Source organism: Thalassolituus hydrocarboniclasticus (assembly GCF_025345565.1).
Classification (GTDB): Bacteria; Pseudomonadota; Gammaproteobacteria; order Pseudomonadales; family Oceanobacteraceae; genus Venatoribacter; species Venatoribacter hydrocarboniclasticus.
Genome location: NZ_CP054475.1, coordinates 19142 through 35567 on the forward strand (window position 1 = coordinate 19142; position 16426 = coordinate 35567).

The window sequence follows — 16426 nt, forward strand, 5'->3', positions numbered from 1 at the left end:
AAAAAAACGGGAGCGCCTTGCGGCTGCTCCCGTTTTTTATGCTGCTGAAGTGAGGCTTAGCCCTGCAACAGCGAAATATCGGCGATACCGATAAACAATCCCTGCAGCTGCTTCAGCAGTGCGAGGCGGTTGTTTTTCACGGCTTCGTCGTCAGCCATTACCATTACGTTGTCGAAGAAGGCATCCACCGCCGCACGCAGACCGGCAAGTTCGGTCAGTGCGGCACTGTAATCGCCCTGTGCCATTAATGGCTCAACGGCCTGCTGTTTGGCAGCAACCTGTTCGGCCAGTGTTTTTTCTTCGGCCTGGGCGAGCAGGGCAGAATCCACTCTGGCTTCGACTTTGTCTCCCCCGTTTTTCGCCAGAATATTCGACACGCGCTTGTTGGCAGCAGCCAGTGCTTCGGCGGCGTCCAGTTTATTGAACGCGTGAACGGCCTGTACGCGGCGGTTAATATCCAGCGCGTTGGTGATACCCAGCGCACGGACTGACTGGAATACGCCGGCCGGAATACCTTCGTCGGCATACCAGGCGCTGAAGCGATCAAGCAGGTATTCGGTCAGAGTGGCTTTGGTTTCGGCTTTTGGCGCGGCAACCCAGTTGTTGTCAATGGCCCAGTCAATCAGGTCGCCCAGATCGATATTGATTTCTTTTTCAACCAGCAGACGTAACACACCCAGCGAGGCACGACGCAGGGCGAACGGGTCTTTGGAACCGGTCGGAATCTGGCCGATACCAAACAGACCCACCAGGCTGTCGAGACGATCAGCCAGCGCAATCAGCGTACCGGTTTGGCTGGCCGGCAGTGCGTCACCGGCGAAGGCCGGCATATATTGCTCAACCATGGCGGCGGCAACATCGGCGTGTTCACCATCGTGTTCGGCATAGTATTTACCGGCCAGACCCTGCAGGTCGGTGAATTCGTACACCATGCTGGAAACCAGATCGTTTTTGCACAGCTGCGCGGCACGCTCTACCAGAGCACTGTCGGCACCGGTTACTGCGGCGATACGGCTGGCCAGCTTACCGATACGGCGGGCTTTATCGGCGATGGAACCCAGGCCATTCACCCACACCACGTTTTCCAGTTTGGCGAAACGGCTTTCCAGTTTCTGCTTACGGTCGGTGTCCCAGAAGAAGGCCGCATCCGACAGACGCGGACGGATCACTTTTTCGTTACCGGAAATCACCTGCGCCGGATCTTTCGATTCGATGTTGGCGATGGTGATGAAGTTGGGCATCAGCTTGCCGTCTTTCATCACGTGGAAGTATTTCTGGTGTTCTTTCATTGAGGACACTAGCGCTTCCGGCGGTACGCGCAGGAAGTCTTCGTCAAACGAACCGGCCAGCGCCACCGGCCATTCGTTCAGCGCGGTGACTTCGTCCAGCAGGTCGGCGTCGATAACCGCTTCGCCACCCAGTTCTTTGCCTTTGGCGGCAACCTGTTCGTTGATCAGCGCGGCGCGCTCAGCAAAGTCGGCCATCACATAAGCGGCACGCAGTTTGTCCTGATATTCCGCCGGATCAGCGATGGTGATTTCACCCGGCGCGTGGAAGCGGTGACCACGGGAAGTGTTGCCAGCCTTCAGCCCCAGCACTTCGCCGTCGACCACGTCAGAGCCGAACAGCATCACCAGCCACTGCACCGGACGCACGAATTCAACGCGCGAAGCGCCCCAGCGCATACGCTTGGGAATCGGCAGCTTGTCGAGGCTGTTCTGCACGATGGCAGGCAACAGCTCAACGGTGTTTTTGCCCTTAATGGTGCGCTGAATCATCAGCTTGCCATTGTCACCGGTCTGCAGATCGGCTGCGGTTGCACCGGCACGGGCAGCAAAGCCTTCGGCGGCTTTGGTTGGCTTACCATCAGCGTCAAAGGCGATATTGGCTGGCGGGCCGTAGAGGATTTCTTCCTGGTCTGCCTGCTGGGCTTCGAGTGCTTCGATGCGCACCGCCAGACGACGTGGTGCGGCGAAAGAGACAACGGCACCAAAATTCAGACCGGCGTCTTTCAGGCCCTGCTCGATGCCGGAGGTGAACGCGGCAGACAGGTTTTTCAGCGCCTTCGGTGGCAGCTCTTCGGTACCCAGTTCAACCAGAAAATCTTGCTTACTCATTACTTCTTCTCCTGGGCAGCGGCTTTTTCTTTATCGGCCAGATAGCGTGCGAGCACGTCGGCGCGGTTGGCTTCGTCCGCCAGCGGGAAGCCTTTTTCGGCGCGGCTGTTGAAGTACGCCTGAGCCACGGAACGGGCCAGGGTACGTACGCGCAGGATGTAACCCTGACGCTCGGTAACCGAGATGGCGCCGCGGGCATCCAGCAGGTTAAAGGTGTGGGAGGCTTTCAGTACCTGCTCGTAAGCGGGCAGCGGCAGACCGGCTTCGATCAGGCGCGCACAGGTTTTTTCGTACTGGTCAAAAGCGATGAACAGGAAATCGACATCGGCGTGTTCAAAGTTGTAAGCCGACTGTTCCACTTCGTTCTGGTGGAATACGTCGCCATAGGTCACGGCTTTGCCGTCCGGGCCGTAGGTCCACACCAGGTCGTAAACGGAGTCTACTTCCTGCAGGTACATGGCAATACGCTCCAGACCGTAGGTGATTTCACCGGTCACCGGGAAACACTCAAGGCCGCCGACCTGCTGGAAGTAGGTGAACTGAGTCACTTCCATACCGTTCAGCCACACTTCCCAGCCCAGACCCCAGGCGCCCAGTGTTGGCGATTCCCAGTTGTCTTCAACAAAGCGGATATCATGCACCAGGGTGTCGATGCCCATGGCTTTCAGGGACTCGAGGTATTTTTCCTGAATATCCACCGGGTTGGGCTTCATCACTACCTGAAACTGGTAGTAGTGCTGCAGGCGGTTAGGGTTTTCGCCGTAACGGCCGTCGGTCGGACGGCGGCTTGGCTGCACGTAAGCAGAGCTCCAGTTCTCCGGGCCGATGGCGCGCAGGAAGGTTGCGGTGTGAAAGGTACCGGCGCCCACTTCCATATCCAGAGGTTGGTTAATCACGCAGCCCTGTTCGGACCAGTATTCCTGCAGGGCGGCAATCAGGCCCTGGAAGGTTTTGACGTTGTGGCGACTCTGACTCACGGTGGAATTCCTGTGTTGGCAAGGCCAGAGCTTGTTCAGACTAAGTGAATCAGGCCCTGAATGCTGTTCGCAAAATAAAAAGACGCCGGATTATAGCAGCGATGCGCCCTGAGAACAGGGGCAGCGTGCCGGCCGAATCCTGCAGGGGTTGTAATCGCCGGAGGGGTTTGTCAGGGTTAAAAAGCATTGTCCTGCCACAGGCAGGGTGGATTTCCGGAGTTGTCCGGCGCGAATTACGTGCGCTGGCGGGCAAAGAGCCTGAGCGCTCTGGCATAACACGGAGGCTTTATGACCACTTCAACGGACTCTGTCCGCAAGCAATCAACATCCCCGCTGGCCGAACATAAGGCCGTTCAGTCGACCGTGCTGCTGCCGGTATTTATTCCTACGGTCCTTATCGCGGCGCTGCTGATCATCGGGACTATCGCCAATCCGGCACTTGCCGGTGAGGTATTCAGCAGTGCACTGAGCTGGATCACCAGCACCTTTGGCTGGTTTTATATGCTGGCGGTGGCGATTTTTCTGCTGTTTATCGTCGGGGTGGCGATGTCGGGCTGGGGCAATATCCGCCTCGGGCCAGACCATGCCGAACCGGAATACAGCTTTCCGGCCTGGTTTGCGATGCTGTTTTCGGCGGGCTACGGCATTGCTCTGTTGTTTTTCGGTGTGGCTGAGCCTGTGCTGCATTATTCACAACCGCCGGCGGGTGCGGCGGAAACCATTCCGGCGGCGCGCCAGGCGATGCAGATCGCGTATTTCCACTGGGGCGTTCATATCTGGGGGATCTACGGTCTGGTCGGGCTGGTGCTGGCCTATTTTGCTTACCGTCATGGGCTGCCGTTGTCGATCCGCTCGGCGTTGTATCCGTTAATTGGCGAGCGCATTTACGGGCCGTTGGGGCATGCGGTAGACGTGTTTGCCATTCTCGGTACTTTGTTTGGTCTGGCGACCACGCTGGGCTTGTCGGTGGCGCAGATTAATGCCGGTATACATTACCTCTGGCCGGCGATACCGGTCAGTACCACGGTGCAGGTGATTGCGATCTTCACTATCACGCTGGCGGCGACAGCCTCGGTGGTGGCGGGGATGGATAAAGGCATTAAAAACCTGTCGATGCTGAATATGGCGCTGGCCATCTTCCTGATGGTGGTGGTGTTTTTTATTGGCCCGAGTATCCACATTCTGGAAACCTTCCTGCAGAACACCGGCGATTATCTCAGCGGTCTGGTGGCGCGTACCTTTAATCTGCAGGCTTATTCGCGCAGTGACTGGATCGGTAACTGGACGCTGTTTATTTTCGGCTGGACCATCGCCTGGGCGCCGTTCGTTGGTTTGTTTATTGCCAAAATCAGCCGTGGCCGCACCATCCGTCAGTTTGTTTTTGGCGTACTGGCGGTGCCGACCCTGTTTACCTTTCTGTGGTTTTCGGTGTTCGGCGATACCGCGCTCTATCTGATTATGAATGAAGGCCTCAATACTCTGATTGCCGATGTGCAGGCGGATCATGCGGTGGCGCTGTTTCAGCTCTACGATCAGCTGCCTTGGTCGTCGTTTTTATCGCTGCTTACGGTGTGCCTGATTATTACCTTCTTTGTTACCTCATCGGATTCCGGCTCACTGGTGGTTGATTCCCTTGCCTCCGGCGGGGCTCTGGAAACTCCGCTGTGGCAGCGCATCTTCTGGGCTTTTCTGGAGGGCACCATCGCGGCTGTTCTGTTGCTGGCCGGTGGCCTGAGTGCGCTGCAAACCATGACCATCGCCAGTGCACTGCCGTTTGCGTTGATTATGTTAGTGGCGGTTGTGGGATTGTGGCGGGCGCTGGTGATTGAAGGGCACCGTGCTTCGAGCCTGAACTCAGTCGCGTCGACCCGTCCGCATCAGCAGCAGAGTCAGTGGCGCCGGCGTCTGGCGGGGCTGGTGGATTTTCCGGATGCCACACGCGTTGATGGTTTTATTGCCACCACTGCGGTGCCTGCGCTGGAGCAGGTCTGCAAAGAGCTGGTACAGCACGGCTGGCAGGCTGAGGTTGGGCACGATGCTGCGCAGGCCAGAGCCTGGTTGCAGGTGCAGGGCGATGAAGAGGTGGATTTTATCTACGATATCCGCCGTACACTGCAGCCTTTACCGGCGTACAAAGCGCCGGCGGGCGGAGAGCAGTTTGCCCGTGCTGAAGTGTATCTGCGCCGCGGCAGTCAGGGTTATGACCTGTATGGCTGTGATCAGCAGGAGGTTATCCGTGATCTGCTTGATCAGTTTGAGAATTATCTCAACTTCCTGCACATCACCCCCGGGCATCTGCCCTGGGAGACTGCCGGTTATGATGAACTCAGCACTCCGGCAGAAGGCCGCTCAGGGTAAGTGAACGCTGACTGATGCACCGCCTTCCTTACGGTTGGCGATGTGCACACTGCCGTGCACTTCGCCCTGTTTGTGGTGGCTGGCAATCAGCTCAACAAAAAACAGTCCGAGGCCAGAGCCTTCGTTTTTGGTGGTGTCTTTTTCACCGGCGAGTACGGCTTCGTCGAAACCGTGGCCGTTATCTTCAATGCAGATAGTGAGGCCATCACTGTCGTCGGCGGTCAGACGTACCTGAGTGGCACCAGCCTGTGCACTGTTGGTGATTAAGGTGATCAGCGCCAGATGGATCAGGGTTTCGTTATAGAAACCCTGACAGTCTTCAGCGATATCGTTAGAAAAGCGGATGCCCGGATATTGCAGACTGGTGGCTTCAATCGCATCGGCGGCGGTATCGCGAGGCCAGGCGTCGTCCATCGGAAAATGGGATTTCTGTTCGAGGCGGAACAGGGTGACCATTTGCATGGTGTCGTTTTTCAGGCGGGTGGTGCGCTGCAAAATAGGCTCAAGATGAGCGTGATAGCGTTTGGGAATACGCGCCAGCGCCTCCTGCTCGTAGTCGAGCAGTGCCTGCAGCTGGTTTTTCAGGTCGTGCACAACAGCACCGACCAGATATTCAAATTTCATGGAAACTTCCCGTATCCTAAAGACCCGCGGCCCGCTTCAGGCGCATAAATGTGCCCTTCAGACGCTCGTAGCGCTCATAACGTTCATCGTTATTGCCAATTTTGCCAATACGCTGGAAGTAACGGTAGCAATCTTTTAACTGGCCGATGTCGATCTGGGTACTTTCGATCAGGCTGACTTTCGCCTGAATAGCATTCAGCAGTACGCTGACACCGGCCTCATCATAAGAGGCGGCCTCATCAAAGGCGGTGATGGCGTCGGCAAATTCACCTTTTTCGTAGTAACTTACACCACGGGCATTGAGTGCGGCGGTGTGATCACGGATGGCCATCTGGTTGAGGCTGTCTTCCAGCGCCTGCAGCTGGGCCAGTTCGGTGGCAGCCAGTCCCTGTTTTTCCAGCTTACGCATCAACTGCTTGGCTTTTACATGCTGCCCGGTGTCGATATAGGCCTCGGTCATCTGCAGTTGCTGCTCGTGGCTGGGGTCTTTCATGCTTTGCAGAATTTCTTCGGCGCGCTGGGCCGATGCACGGGCTTTATCTTCATCATTAAGGGATGTGTAGGTTTTACCCTCAACGATGCTGGTTTCAAACATGATGTTGTCCTGACCGGCATAATCCTGACGCAGCTCATCAATGGCTTTAAAGGCTTTCTCAACCCGGGTTCGTTGCTCACGGCTCTGCTCGCCGGCTTTCAGCTCACGGTGTACGGTACGGGCAAACTTCAGATAGTTACCGGAATTTTTGTAGCAGGAGTGGCGGCCAAGTTTGATGGCCTGTTCGAAGGCGGCTTCGGCCACCGGGAAATCGCCATTGCTGTACGCCAGTTGTCCCAGTTCCATCTGCCGCAGCACCGCTTTAGGAGATATTTCCACGGCTTTTTCCAGCTGTTTCTGCGCCCCTTTGGCATCGCCCAGACTACGCAGAATCGTCGCGGTCCAGTCGTAACACTGTACATACATCGGATGAACCAGCAGGGTCTGCTTGAGCAGGGCCAGCGCACTGCGTGAGTCGCCGAGAAAGTGCATGCAGATCGCCTGACCAAGACGGGCCCAGGACACCGAGCGTTTGTTCAGCAGTTCGGAATAAATTTTGATGGCGTCGTTGTAGCGCTTCTGACGGATATAGAGTTTGCCGAGGATGCGGGTAACCGGAATCATCAGTTTCGGATTGTTTTCCAGTACGGCTGCTGCCAGCTCTATGGCGCGGTCAATATCGCCCTGATCAATGGCGCTGTCGACTTCCAGCAACTCCAGTTTGGTGGTCAGGATACGGGTCAGGCGCTCACGCAGCATGTTCAGTGTGAAGGGTTTGGTGATGTAGTTATCGGGTTCGTATTCGAGAGCCCCCATCACCATTTCGACGGCGTTTTCACCGGTAACGAGAATAAACAGGGCGGTTGAACGCAGGCGGTTGCAGTAACGCGCCTCTTCCAGAATCTGCTGGCCATCTTTGCCTTTGCCGAGGTTGTAATCGGACAGCACGATGTCGTACTCGCGCTCCATGATAAAGTCCATGGCTTCGCGACCATCGGTGGCGGTGTCTATCTGCGTGGCGCCAAGGATGGTGATCATCTTTTTCAGTGCGCTGCGGGCTTCTACCAGATCATCAACGACAAGGATGCGTTTTTCTTTGAGGGCGAGTTCAAGATTAATCATTATGAGCGGTCATTTACGTGATGTTCTGAGTCTAGCAGAGCAACAGGTGGATGCTGTTGCCGGGCTTATGTTTGTCGTCTCTGCGTCGTCTCAGTTGTGCCTGTTGTATAAGACAGGCTGCAGGTACACTTCAGGCTCTGCATAGGAGTTGCATGTTGAAATCTCTTTTAGGTTACATACTGATCGGGCTGATTAAGTCTGTGGGACTAACACCGTTAAAGACGGCGCAAAAGCTGGGGCGGGGTATCGGCTGGCTGCTCTGGTTTTTCCGCAGTCGTGCCAGAGAGGTGACGCGGGTAAACCTCAGGCTCTGTTATCCGGACATGACACCTGAGCAGTGTGATCAGCTGGCGCGTGATGCTTTGCTGCATAGCGGTATGACCGCAGCAGAAATGGGACCTTTCTGGGGGTACAGTCAGCAGGAAGGTCTGAAACTGCTGAAAAATGTTCATGGTGGTGAGCTGCTGGACAGGGCGCTTGCGGATGAGCGGGGTGTGTTGCTGCTGATTCCGCATCAGGGGAATTGGGAGCTGACGAACAACTTCCTCTCGGGCCAGACCCCGGTAACCTTTATGTACCGGCCGCTGAAAAATCAGGTATTTAATGACTGGATGGTGAAGCGCCGGGAGATGCTGGGCTGCAATCTGGTTCCGACTACCGGTGCCGGAGTAAAAACGCTTTTTGACGTATTGCAGTCTGGTGGGGTCGTGGGCTTTTTACCCGATCAGGAACCCAAGCGCCGCAGCGGCGTGTTTGTGCCTTTTATGTCAGTGCCGGCACTGACGCCCAAATTGCCCGGTGAGCTGCTGAGAAAAACCGGCGCGATTGCCCTGATGCTGTGCGTTGTCCGGCTGCCTGAGTCGCAAGGCTTTGATATCCATATTTCTGAGCCCCCTTCAGATATTTACGCGGACGATCCCGAAGTGTCGGCAACGGCCATGAACCTGGCAATTGAGCGCTGTATCGCGCTGTGCCCTGAGCAGTATCAGTGGGAATACAAGCGCTTTAAGCATCGTCCTGAGCATGCGCTGAACCCTTACGCCAAAGCCGGGGTGCCCTGATTCCGCAGCGCTAGCCGGGCTTTGCCTGGCCATATTATTAATCCTTAAGAACAGTTCTGATCCTGTGCCGGTCTGTTGCATGAAATGTGGTAACCGGTACACTGCGACTCCCGCACAGGAGTCGTATTGTGAAATCGATTATTGGTTATCTGGCGATAGGGCTGATCAAGCTGCTGTCCCTTACTTCTCTCTCTCTGGCACAAAAAGTTGGCCGTGGTCTGGGCTGGCTGTTATTGAAACGCCGTACCCGCGCCCGTGAAGTGGCCCGTCTCAATCTGTCCCTCTGTTATCCACAGCTGAGCGAAGCAGAACGCGAAGATCTGCTGGCTGAAACGCTGGCAGAAAACGGCATGATTCTCGCCGAAATGGGGCCGATGTGGGGCTACGCGCCCGAGCGGGCAGCAGGCCTGATCCGCAATGTTATTGGCGAAGACGTGCTTGATGAAGCGATCGCTGATCCCCGTGGCCTGATTCTGCTGGCGCCGCATCTGGGCAACTGGGAAATCATCAACAACTACATCTCCACTAAATGCCCGATCACCATCATGTATCGTCCGGCCAAAATACCGGTATTCAATAACTGGATGGTGGCTCGTCGTGAAGCCGTGGGTTGTAAGCTGGTGCCGACCACCCGCGCCGGTGTAAAAGGGTTATTTGATGTACTCAATGACGGCGGGATGATCGGTTTTCTGCCGGATCAGGAGCCGCAAAAGAAAAGCGGTGTGTTTGCGCCTTTTATGGGTATAGAAACCCTGACGCCGAAATTACCGCATGACATGCTGAAAAAAACCGGCGCCATAGCTATTTACGGTTTTGCCAAGCGTCTGCCCAATGCCGAAGGTTTTGATATTTATTTCATCCGTGCCGATGACGATCTGTACGATGACGATGTTCGTGTGTCGGCTACGTCCATGAACCGCAGCATCGAAGCCTGTGTTGCACATTGTCCGGCGCAGTATCAGTGGACCTATAAGCGTTTTAACCGCTTCCCTGAGGGTGGACCGACGCGCTACCGGGTTGCGAATATTCCTTAAGGGCTGTTTGAATGGCCTGAGCGGGCGCAGCATGAAGCTGGCCGTTTCTACCGCTTGCTGTTGTCTTTATTCTGCGGCCGGGATGCTTTGCTGAACCGCCGCAGCAGCTGCATCTGTTCACCAAACTGTCGGCAGCCAGAACAGATAAGGGTGTGAACTTTCAGCTCGGCCTGTTCTTTAAAACTGAGCGGGCGCTCCTGGGCCTCAGACATCAGGCGTGTGGCCTGCTGGCAATTCATCATGTGTTTTCCCCCGCCCCGAACCAGTGATCTTCCAGACATTCGCGCAGCCGCAGCCGCGCGCGGTACAGCAGTACATGCAGGTTACTGGTCGTCAGTTCCAGAGCCGCACAGATTTCCTGGCTGTCCAGTTCGATAAATTCCCGCATCATAAATACCCGTGCCTGTTCTGCCGGCAAGGCATCCAGGCAGCGGTCAAACACGCGCCAGAAATGCTCGTCGTGCACCAGTTGCTCCGGTGCGTCCCAGCGTTGCGGGCGATCGTCTTTGTGCCAGTGACCACGCTCATTAAACAATTGGTCGTCGGCCAGACTGCAATCCTTACAGTCATCGATATCTGTCATCTGCGGTTGGCGATAACGGCTGCGCAGGGCGTCGGCGATTTTGTTTTTCAGAATGGCAAACACCCAGGTCTTAAGACTGGCGGCACGGCTGAAGGCCGCGGCGTTTTTCAGTGCGCCGGCCAGTGCTTCCTGCACCACATCTTCAGCCTGTTGTTCGTCACTGAGTTGCAGGCGGGCGAAGCTGAGCATTTGCTGGCGCAGTTCGTTCAGGTTGCTGTCGCTGAAAGAAAGTGCGCCGGACATAGTTAACTGCGCCAGAAGGTTGGGCTTAACAGCACCAGCAGGGTGAAAATCTCCAGGCGACCAAGCAGCATGGTCAGTGCCAGCAGCCATTTGGCGGTATCGGAAATATTACCGTAGTGGGCGGCAACATCACCCAGACCCGGGCCGAGGTTATTGAGGCAGGAACCCACCGCAGAAAACGCGGTGACCTGATCAAGGCCGGTGGCCATCAGCGCCAGCATCATCACCATAAAGGTCACGATATAGACGGCAAAAAATCCCCACACGGCATCCAGAATACGGTCGGGAACGGCGCGGCGACCAAGCTTGACCGGCATCATCGCATTGGGATGAATCAGGCGGCGGATCTCGCGCACGCCCTGTTTGTAGATCAGCAGCACGCGGATAACTTTCATACCACCACCGGTCGAGCCGGTACAGCCGCCGATAAAGGCCATCATAAACAGCAGCACCGGCAGGAAGACCGGCCAGCCGGCAAAGTCGGCGGTACCGAAGCCTGCGGTCGTGGCGATGGATACCAGTTCAAAGACCCCAAAGCGGATGGCATCCGGCAGCGGGTAAGTTTCGGTCAGCCACAGTGCGGAAATGGTCAAAAGAATACCGCCGGCCATCACCAGCAGAAAGAAGCGTATCTCTGAATCCTGCAGATAGTGGCTCAGTGTACGGTTACGCCAGGCGAAGAAATGCAGCGAATAATTCATCGCCGCAATCAGCATAAAGAAGACGCAGATACCTTCGATCAGGGCGCTGTCAAAATGGCCGATGGAAGCGTCATAGGTCGAAAAACCGCCGATACCCACGGTGGCGAAACTGTGGGTAATAGCATCAAAGCCGCTCATTCCGGCAAACCAATAGGCCAGAGCACAGCTGATGGTTAAGAAGGCGTACACATACCACAGGGCTTTGGCGGTTTCCGCGATGCGTGGCGTGAGTTTGGAGTCCTTCAGCGGACCGGGCATTTCCGCGCGGTAAAGCTGCATACCACCAATCCCCAGCATTGGCAGAATGGCGACCGCCAGAACGATAATCCCCATGCCGCCCAGCCACTGCAGCTGCTGGCGATACCAGAGAATGGATTTTGGCAGGTATTCGAGGCCGGTCATTACCGTGGCGCCGGTGGTGGTCCAGCCCGACAGGGATTCAAAGAAGGCATCAGCAAAGCTCAGGCCCGGCTGTTCGGCGATCATAAAGGGCAGCGTACCGGCGAGACCGAGAGTCAGCCAGAACAGCGCGGCAATCAGGAAGCCGTCGCGGGTACGCAGTTCATTATGGGCACTTTTCACTGGCAGCCAGGACACAAAACCCAGGCCAAAGGTCAGCACCAGAGCAATAACAAAGGCTTCGGTGGCGCCATCGTTAAACCACATCGACACCAGAATCGGTGGCAGCATGGTCATGCTGAACAGCATGAGAAAAATACCGAGGATGCGTGCAATAACCGCAAAGTGCATGGACAGCTCCGCTCAGAAGAAACCGAGGCCGACCTGGAACAGGCGCTCGACATCCGGAATATGGCGTTTTTTCATCACGAACAGAATGACGTGGTCGTTGGATTCCACCACCACATCGGAGCTGGCCATAATTACCTCTTCACCGCGCACAATGGCACCGATGGTGGTGCCTGGTGGCAGTTTGATCTCGCGGATTTTGCGTCCCACTACTTTGGAGCTGCTGCTGTCGCCGTGAGCAATGGCTTCAATAGCCTCGGCAGCACCACGGCGTAAAGAGTGAACATTCACTACGTCGCCACGGCGCACGTGGGTCAGCAGACTGCCGATGGTGGCCTGTTGCGGAGACAGCGCCACGTCGATCATGCCGCCCTGCACCAGATCGACATAAGCGGCTTTGTTAATCAGTGTCATCACCTTGCGTGCACCAAGACGCTTGGCCAGCAATGACGACATGATGTTCACCTCGTCGTCGTTGGTCAGCGCGCAGAACACATCGGTGTTTTCGATGTTTTCTTCTTCCAGCAGCGCCTTGTCGGTGGCACTGCCCAGCAGCACCACGGTTTTGCTCAGATTCTCACTGAGGAACTGAGCGCGCTGCTCGCCGTGTTCAATCAGTTTGATTCGGTATTCGCGCTCCAGCGCTTTCGCCAGACGGTAACCGATATTGCCGCCGCCGACGATCATCACCCGCTTATAGGAATCTTCTTCACGGCGCAGCTCGTTCATTACCTTGCGGATGTGCTCTTTGGCGGCAACGAAGAAGACTTCATCGTCGGCCTCAATAATGGTATCGCCGGTGGGTTCGATGGCTTTGTTGCGGCGGAATACCGCGGCTACGCGGGCATCAATATTAGGCAGGTGGTCTTTCAGATGATGAATCGCCTGACCGACCAGGGGGCCGCCGTAATAGGCACGCACCGCAACCAGCTGTACGCGCTGATCGGCAAAATCCAGCACCTGTAACGCGCCGGGATACTGCAGCAGGCGGCTGATGTAGTTGGTCACCACCTGCTCAGGGGAAATCAGAACGTCGATCGGGAAAGCATCGTTGCGGAACAGCTCTGCCTGCTTCAGATACTGGCCGGAGCGGATACGGCTGATCTTGGTTGGCGTACGGAACAGGGTGTAAGCCACCTGACAGGCCACCATATTGGTTTCGTCAGAGTTGGTTACCGCAACCAGCATATCGGCATCATCGGCCCCGGCATCACGCAGGATGCTGGGGTATGAACCGCGGCCAAGAACCGTTTTGATATCGATACGGTCCTGCAGCTCGCGCAGGCGGTCGGCATCGGTGTCGACCACAGTAATGTCATTCTGCTCATTGGCCAGGTTTTCAGCCAGTGTGCCGCCGACCTGACCGGCGCCCAGGATAATAATTTTCATGCTGCACATCCTTGTGCAGCACCCTGACGGGCAGCCTGCGGCTGTGCAAAAAGGCTGTCCTGCCTTTTTGTCATAAATTCGCTCAGTTTCCGGGGCATTCTGTTACGCATGTGTTCCGGCTCCTTTGACAAGCAGGGCGTAGTAAAAACCGTCGTGGCCGTCGCGTTGTGGCAGCAGCTGACGCCCGGCATTACAGGCGCTTCCCCAGCAAAAGTCCAGTGTCTGCAGCTGTGCATCACTGTTGGCATCAACAAAGCGGCGGATTTGTTCGCTGTTTTCCTGCGGTAAGGCCGAACAGGTGGCGTACAGCAAACGGCCGCCCGGCTTCAGCAGAGACCAGGCGGTATCCAGCAATTGCGCCTGAACCTGTGCCAGTTGCCCGATGTCTTCGCGGCGGCGCAGCAGCTTGATATCCGGATGGCGACGAATCACACCGGTGGCCGAGCAGGGCGCGTCGAGCAGAATGGCATCAAATAATTCACCATCCCACCAGGCATCCGGGGTGGCCATATCGGCACACACAACCTCGGCACTGAGCTGCAGGCGGGCGAGGTTTTCATGCACCCGTGGCAGGCGGTTTTCTTCAATATCCAGCGCGACGACACGGGCGTCTGCACTTTCCAGCAGATGGCAGGTTTTACCACCGGGAGCGGCACAGGCATCGAGAATGCGTTCGCCAGCCTGCGGCGCCAGCAGCATGGCGGCAAGCTGCGCGGCTTCGTCCTGCACGCTGAAATCCCCTTCGGCAAAACCGGGCAGCGCGGTGATATCGCAGGATTCGGCCAGATAAATACCCACGGCACTGTGTTCGGCTGGGCGGGCTTCGATACCGGCCTGCTGCAGGCGTTCGAGATATTGCTCACGGCTGCCGTGGCGCTGGTTCACGCGCAGGCACAGCGGTGGGCGCTGGTTATTCTGTTCGAGAATGTCCTGAAACTGTTCCGGCCAGGCTTTGCTCAGCATTTTCACCAGCCATTTCGGGTGGCTGCTGGCGGTTACCGGGTTTTCGTCCAGTGGTGGGGTCAGGCTTTCGTATTCGCGCGCGTAACGGCGCAGGCAGGCATTAATAACGGATTTGGCGTAACCCTTGCCCAGCTCTTCGCAGACTTCGACGGTGGCGTGCACGGCGGCATGCGGCGCTTTCTTCTGAATCTCGAGCTGGTACAGACCGATGATCAGCAGGGCAAATAAGTCCTGATCTTCTTCGCCAAAAGGCCGGCTGAGCAGCATTTTGGCCAGTGCGTTCAGGCGCTGAAAATGACGGCAGCTGCCCAGTGCCAGATCGCGCAGAAAGCCGCGGTCAGCCAGATCGACGCGCAATTCCAGCGGTGGCAGGCATTGGTTAAGGGATTGTCCGGCGAGGACGGCGCTGAGTGCCATGGCCGCCGCGCGGCGGGCGCTCAGGGTGGTGTCTTTGGCTTTACCCCAGGGCGAGGTTGCGGCGCTCAAAGTTGTGACGCCAGCATGTGGTTAGGCTGGAATAACTGTGGCTGACCGTTAATCACATCGGCCACGTTCATGGCTTTTTTGCCGGCTAACTGTACCTGAGTGATACGTAGTACTCCTTCGCCACAGGCGATTTCCAGACCGTCGGCGCTGACGCTGGCGATAGTGCCGGGCAGCAACTGAGTGGCTTTATCCAGTGGTTCGGCCATAAGGACGCGGATGCGCTCATTGCCAAGCAGGGTGTAAGCCATCGGGAACGGGTTAAAGGCGCGCACGCGCAGCGCAATTTCTTCAGCCGGCTGTTGCCAGTTGATGAGGGCTTCTTCTTTCAGCAGCTTATGGGCGTAGTTGGCCAGTGCATCGTTTTGCTTTTCCGGCTGCAGGGTTCCGGCTTCAAGCTGTGCCAGGGTATTCAGCAGAGCCGCCGGGCCCATCTCGGCCAGACGGTCGTGCAGGGTGCCGCCGGTATCGTCGGCCAGAATACCAGTGGTGACTTTGCTCAGCATGTCGCCGGTATCCAGACCCTTATCCATCTGCATGATGGTGATGCCGGTGAGTTTGTCTCCGGCTTCAATGCAGCGCTGAATCGGCGCTGCACCGCGCCAGCGTGGCAGCAGTGAGGCGTGGACGTTCAGGCAGCCGTGTTTTGGTGCGTCGAGGACGCTTTGTGGCAGGATCAGGCCATAGGCAACCACAATCATGACGTCGGCATTCAGGCTTTTCAGCTGTTCTACATCCGCCGGGTCTTTGAAGTTAAGCGGCTGGTAAACCGGCAGACCGTTATCCAGTGCAACCTGTTTAACCGGGCTCGGCTGCAGCTTCTTACCGCGTCCGGCGGGACGGTCGGGTTGGGTATAAACGCCGATCACTTCATGCCCGCTGTTGATCAGCGCCTGCAGATGGATGGCAGCAAACTCCGGCGTACCGGCAAAAACGACGCGTAAGGCCATTACTTTTTACCCTGGTTGCGGGCTTCGAGTTTGTGCTTTTTCTCGAGTTTGTCTTTGATGCGGTTACGCTTCAGTGGTGAGATGTAATCGACCATCAGCTTGCCTTCGAGGTGATCCACCTCATGCTGAATGCAGACCGCCAGCAGGCCGCGACATTCCATTTCAAAGGGTTTGCCATCACGGTCGAGAGCTTTGACCAGACAATGCTCAATACGGGTCACCTCTTCGTAGAAGCCGGGAACCGACAGGCAACCTTCCTGCATGCTTTCCATTTCGCCTTCGAGTACGGTGATTTCCGGGTTGATAAATACCAGCGGTTCACTTTTATCTTCTGAGACGTCGATGGTTACGATGCGCTCGTGTACATTGACCTGAGTGGCCGCCAGACCAATGCCCGGTGCCTGATACATAGTTTCGAACATGTCATCGACGATGGCACGCACCCGGTCGTCCACCTCAGCCACAGGTGCGGCTTTGGTGCGTAAACGGGGATCCGGGTATTCTAAAATTTCGAGTATGGACATAGAGTTGCTGTGCTT

At 56.5% G+C, this 16426-nt stretch carries 14 protein-coding genes; 3 read left to right on the top strand and 11 right to left on the bottom strand.

All coding sequences use genetic code 11. The annotated features are described in order from the left end of the window. Positions 1-56: 56 nt before the first annotated feature. Positions 57-2117, bottom strand: coding sequence for a glycine--tRNA ligase subunit beta (gene glyS / locus HUF19_RS00080; protein ID WP_260997942.1), 2061 nt, complete (start codon positions 2115-2117; stop codon positions 57-59). Further along, complete coding sequence (gene glyQ / locus HUF19_RS00085) at positions 2117-3094, bottom strand: glycine--tRNA ligase subunit alpha (protein WP_225691289.1); 978 nt, start codon at positions 3092-3094, stop codon at positions 2117-2119. Before glyQ ends, glyS begins: the two co-directional genes overlap by 1 nt. A 288-nt stretch (positions 3095-3382) precedes the next feature. Between glyQ and HUF19_RS00090 the strand changes: the two genes are divergently transcribed. After that, entirely contained in the window at positions 3383-5452 is a 2070-nt protein-coding gene (locus HUF19_RS00090) for a BCCT family transporter (RefSeq protein ID WP_260997943.1), read from the top strand. On the opposite strand, the gene HUF19_RS00095 is transcribed toward HUF19_RS00090, so the two are convergent. Together HUF19_RS00095 and HUF19_RS00100 are read right to left on the bottom strand one after the other, a co-directional pair. Then, positions 5444-6076: a sensor histidine kinase gene (locus HUF19_RS00095; RefSeq protein ID WP_260997944.1), complete on the bottom strand. Its 633-nt coding sequence runs from the start codon at positions 6074-6076 to the stop codon at positions 5444-5446. The genes HUF19_RS00090 and HUF19_RS00095 overlap by 9 nt on opposite strands. A gap of 16 nt (positions 6077-6092) precedes the next feature. Continuing rightward, positions 6093-7733 (bottom strand): tetratricopeptide repeat-containing response regulator, encoded by a 1641-nt coding sequence (locus HUF19_RS00100; RefSeq protein ID WP_260997945.1) that lies wholly within the window; start codon positions 7731-7733, stop codon positions 6093-6095. A 152-nt stretch (positions 7734-7885) separates the two neighbouring features. On the opposite strand from HUF19_RS00100, the gene HUF19_RS00105 reads away from it, so the two are divergent. After that, positions 7886-8794, top strand: coding sequence for a lysophospholipid acyltransferase family protein (locus HUF19_RS00105; RefSeq protein WP_260997946.1), 909 nt, complete (start codon positions 7886-7888; stop codon positions 8792-8794). Between the two features lie 128 nt (positions 8795-8922). Next, entirely contained in the window at positions 8923-9828 is a 906-nt protein-coding gene (locus HUF19_RS00110; protein ID WP_260997947.1) for a lysophospholipid acyltransferase family protein, read from the top strand. A 47-nt stretch (positions 9829-9875) separates the two neighbouring features. Here the strand turns inward: HUF19_RS00110 and HUF19_RS18395 are convergent, their stop codons facing one another. The 7 genes from HUF19_RS18395 to def form a co-directional block, all read right to left on the bottom strand. Beyond that, on the bottom strand, positions 9876-10109 hold the full coding sequence (locus HUF19_RS18395; RefSeq protein ID WP_366516522.1) for a zf-HC2 domain-containing protein: 234 nt from the start codon (positions 10107-10109) through the stop codon (positions 9876-9878). After that, on the bottom strand, positions 10067-10654 hold the full coding sequence (locus HUF19_RS00115) for a sigma-70 family RNA polymerase sigma factor (protein WP_260997948.1): 588 nt from the start codon (positions 10652-10654) through the stop codon (positions 10067-10069). Before HUF19_RS00115 ends, HUF19_RS18395 begins: the two co-directional genes overlap by 43 nt. Positions 10655-10656: 2 nt before the next feature. Then, a complete protein-coding gene (locus tag HUF19_RS00120) occupies positions 10657-12105 on the bottom strand; it encodes a TrkH family potassium uptake protein (protein ID WP_260997949.1) in 1449 nt (482 codons plus the stop codon). Positions 12106-12117: 12 nt separating this feature from the next. Beyond that, positions 12118-13491 (bottom strand): Trk system potassium transporter TrkA, encoded by a 1374-nt coding sequence (trkA, locus tag HUF19_RS00125; RefSeq protein ID WP_260997950.1) that lies wholly within the window; start codon positions 13489-13491, stop codon positions 12118-12120. A 102-nt stretch (positions 13492-13593) separates the two neighbouring features. Next, positions 13594-14940, bottom strand: a complete 1347-nt coding sequence (gene rsmB / locus HUF19_RS00130) for a 16S rRNA (cytosine(967)-C(5))-methyltransferase RsmB (RefSeq protein ID WP_366516523.1) — start codon at positions 14938-14940, stop codon at positions 13594-13596. Continuing rightward, positions 14937-15887, bottom strand: coding sequence for a methionyl-tRNA formyltransferase (fmt, locus tag HUF19_RS00135; protein WP_260997951.1), 951 nt, complete (start codon positions 15885-15887; stop codon positions 14937-14939). The genes rsmB and fmt overlap by 4 nt, the downstream gene beginning before the upstream one ends. Continuing rightward, positions 15887-16411 carry a peptide deformylase gene (gene def, locus HUF19_RS00140; protein ID WP_260997952.1) on the bottom strand — a complete coding sequence of 175 codons (525 nt, stop codon included), beginning with the start codon at positions 16409-16411 and terminating at the stop codon, positions 15887-15889. The genes fmt and def overlap by 1 nt, the downstream gene beginning before the upstream one ends. Positions 16412-16426: the final 15 nt, after the last annotated feature.

Bases quoted from the DNA above. Each gene is read 5' to 3' on its own strand.
- glyS (WP_260997942.1), bottom strand. From the start codon at position 2,117: ATGAGTAAGCAAGATTTTCTGGTTGAACTGGGTACCGAAGAGCTGCCA.
- HUF19_RS00090 (WP_260997943.1), top strand. From the start codon at position 3,383: ATGACCACTTCAACGGACTCTGTCCGCAAGCAATCAACATCCCCGCTG.
- HUF19_RS00095 (WP_260997944.1), bottom strand. From the start codon at position 6,076: ATGAAATTTGAATATCTGGTCGGTGCTGTTGTGCACGACCTGAAAAAC.
- HUF19_RS00100 (WP_260997945.1), bottom strand. From the start codon at position 7,733: ATGATTAATCTTGAACTCGCCCTCAAAGAAAAACGCATCCTTGTCGTT.
- HUF19_RS00105 (WP_260997946.1), top strand. From the start codon at position 7,886: ATGTTGAAATCTCTTTTAGGTTACATACTGATCGGGCTGATTAAGTCT.
- HUF19_RS18395 (WP_366516522.1), bottom strand. From the start codon at position 10,109: ATGTCTGGAAGATCACTGGTTCGGGGCGGGGGAAAACACATGATGAAT.
- HUF19_RS00115 (WP_260997948.1), bottom strand. From the start codon at position 10,654: ATGTCCGGCGCACTTTCTTTCAGCGACAGCAACCTGAACGAACTGCGC.
- HUF19_RS00120 (WP_260997949.1), bottom strand. From the start codon at position 12,105: ATGCACTTTGCGGTTATTGCACGCATCCTCGGTATTTTTCTCATGCTG.
- trkA (WP_260997950.1), bottom strand. From the start codon at position 13,491: ATGAAAATTATTATCCTGGGCGCCGGTCAGGTCGGCGGCACACTGGCT.
- fmt (WP_260997951.1), bottom strand. From the start codon at position 15,887: ATGGCCTTACGCGTCGTTTTTGCCGGTACGCCGGAGTTTGCTGCCATC.
- def (WP_260997952.1), bottom strand. From the start codon at position 16,411: ATGTCCATACTCGAAATTTTAGAATACCCGGATCCCCGTTTACGCACC.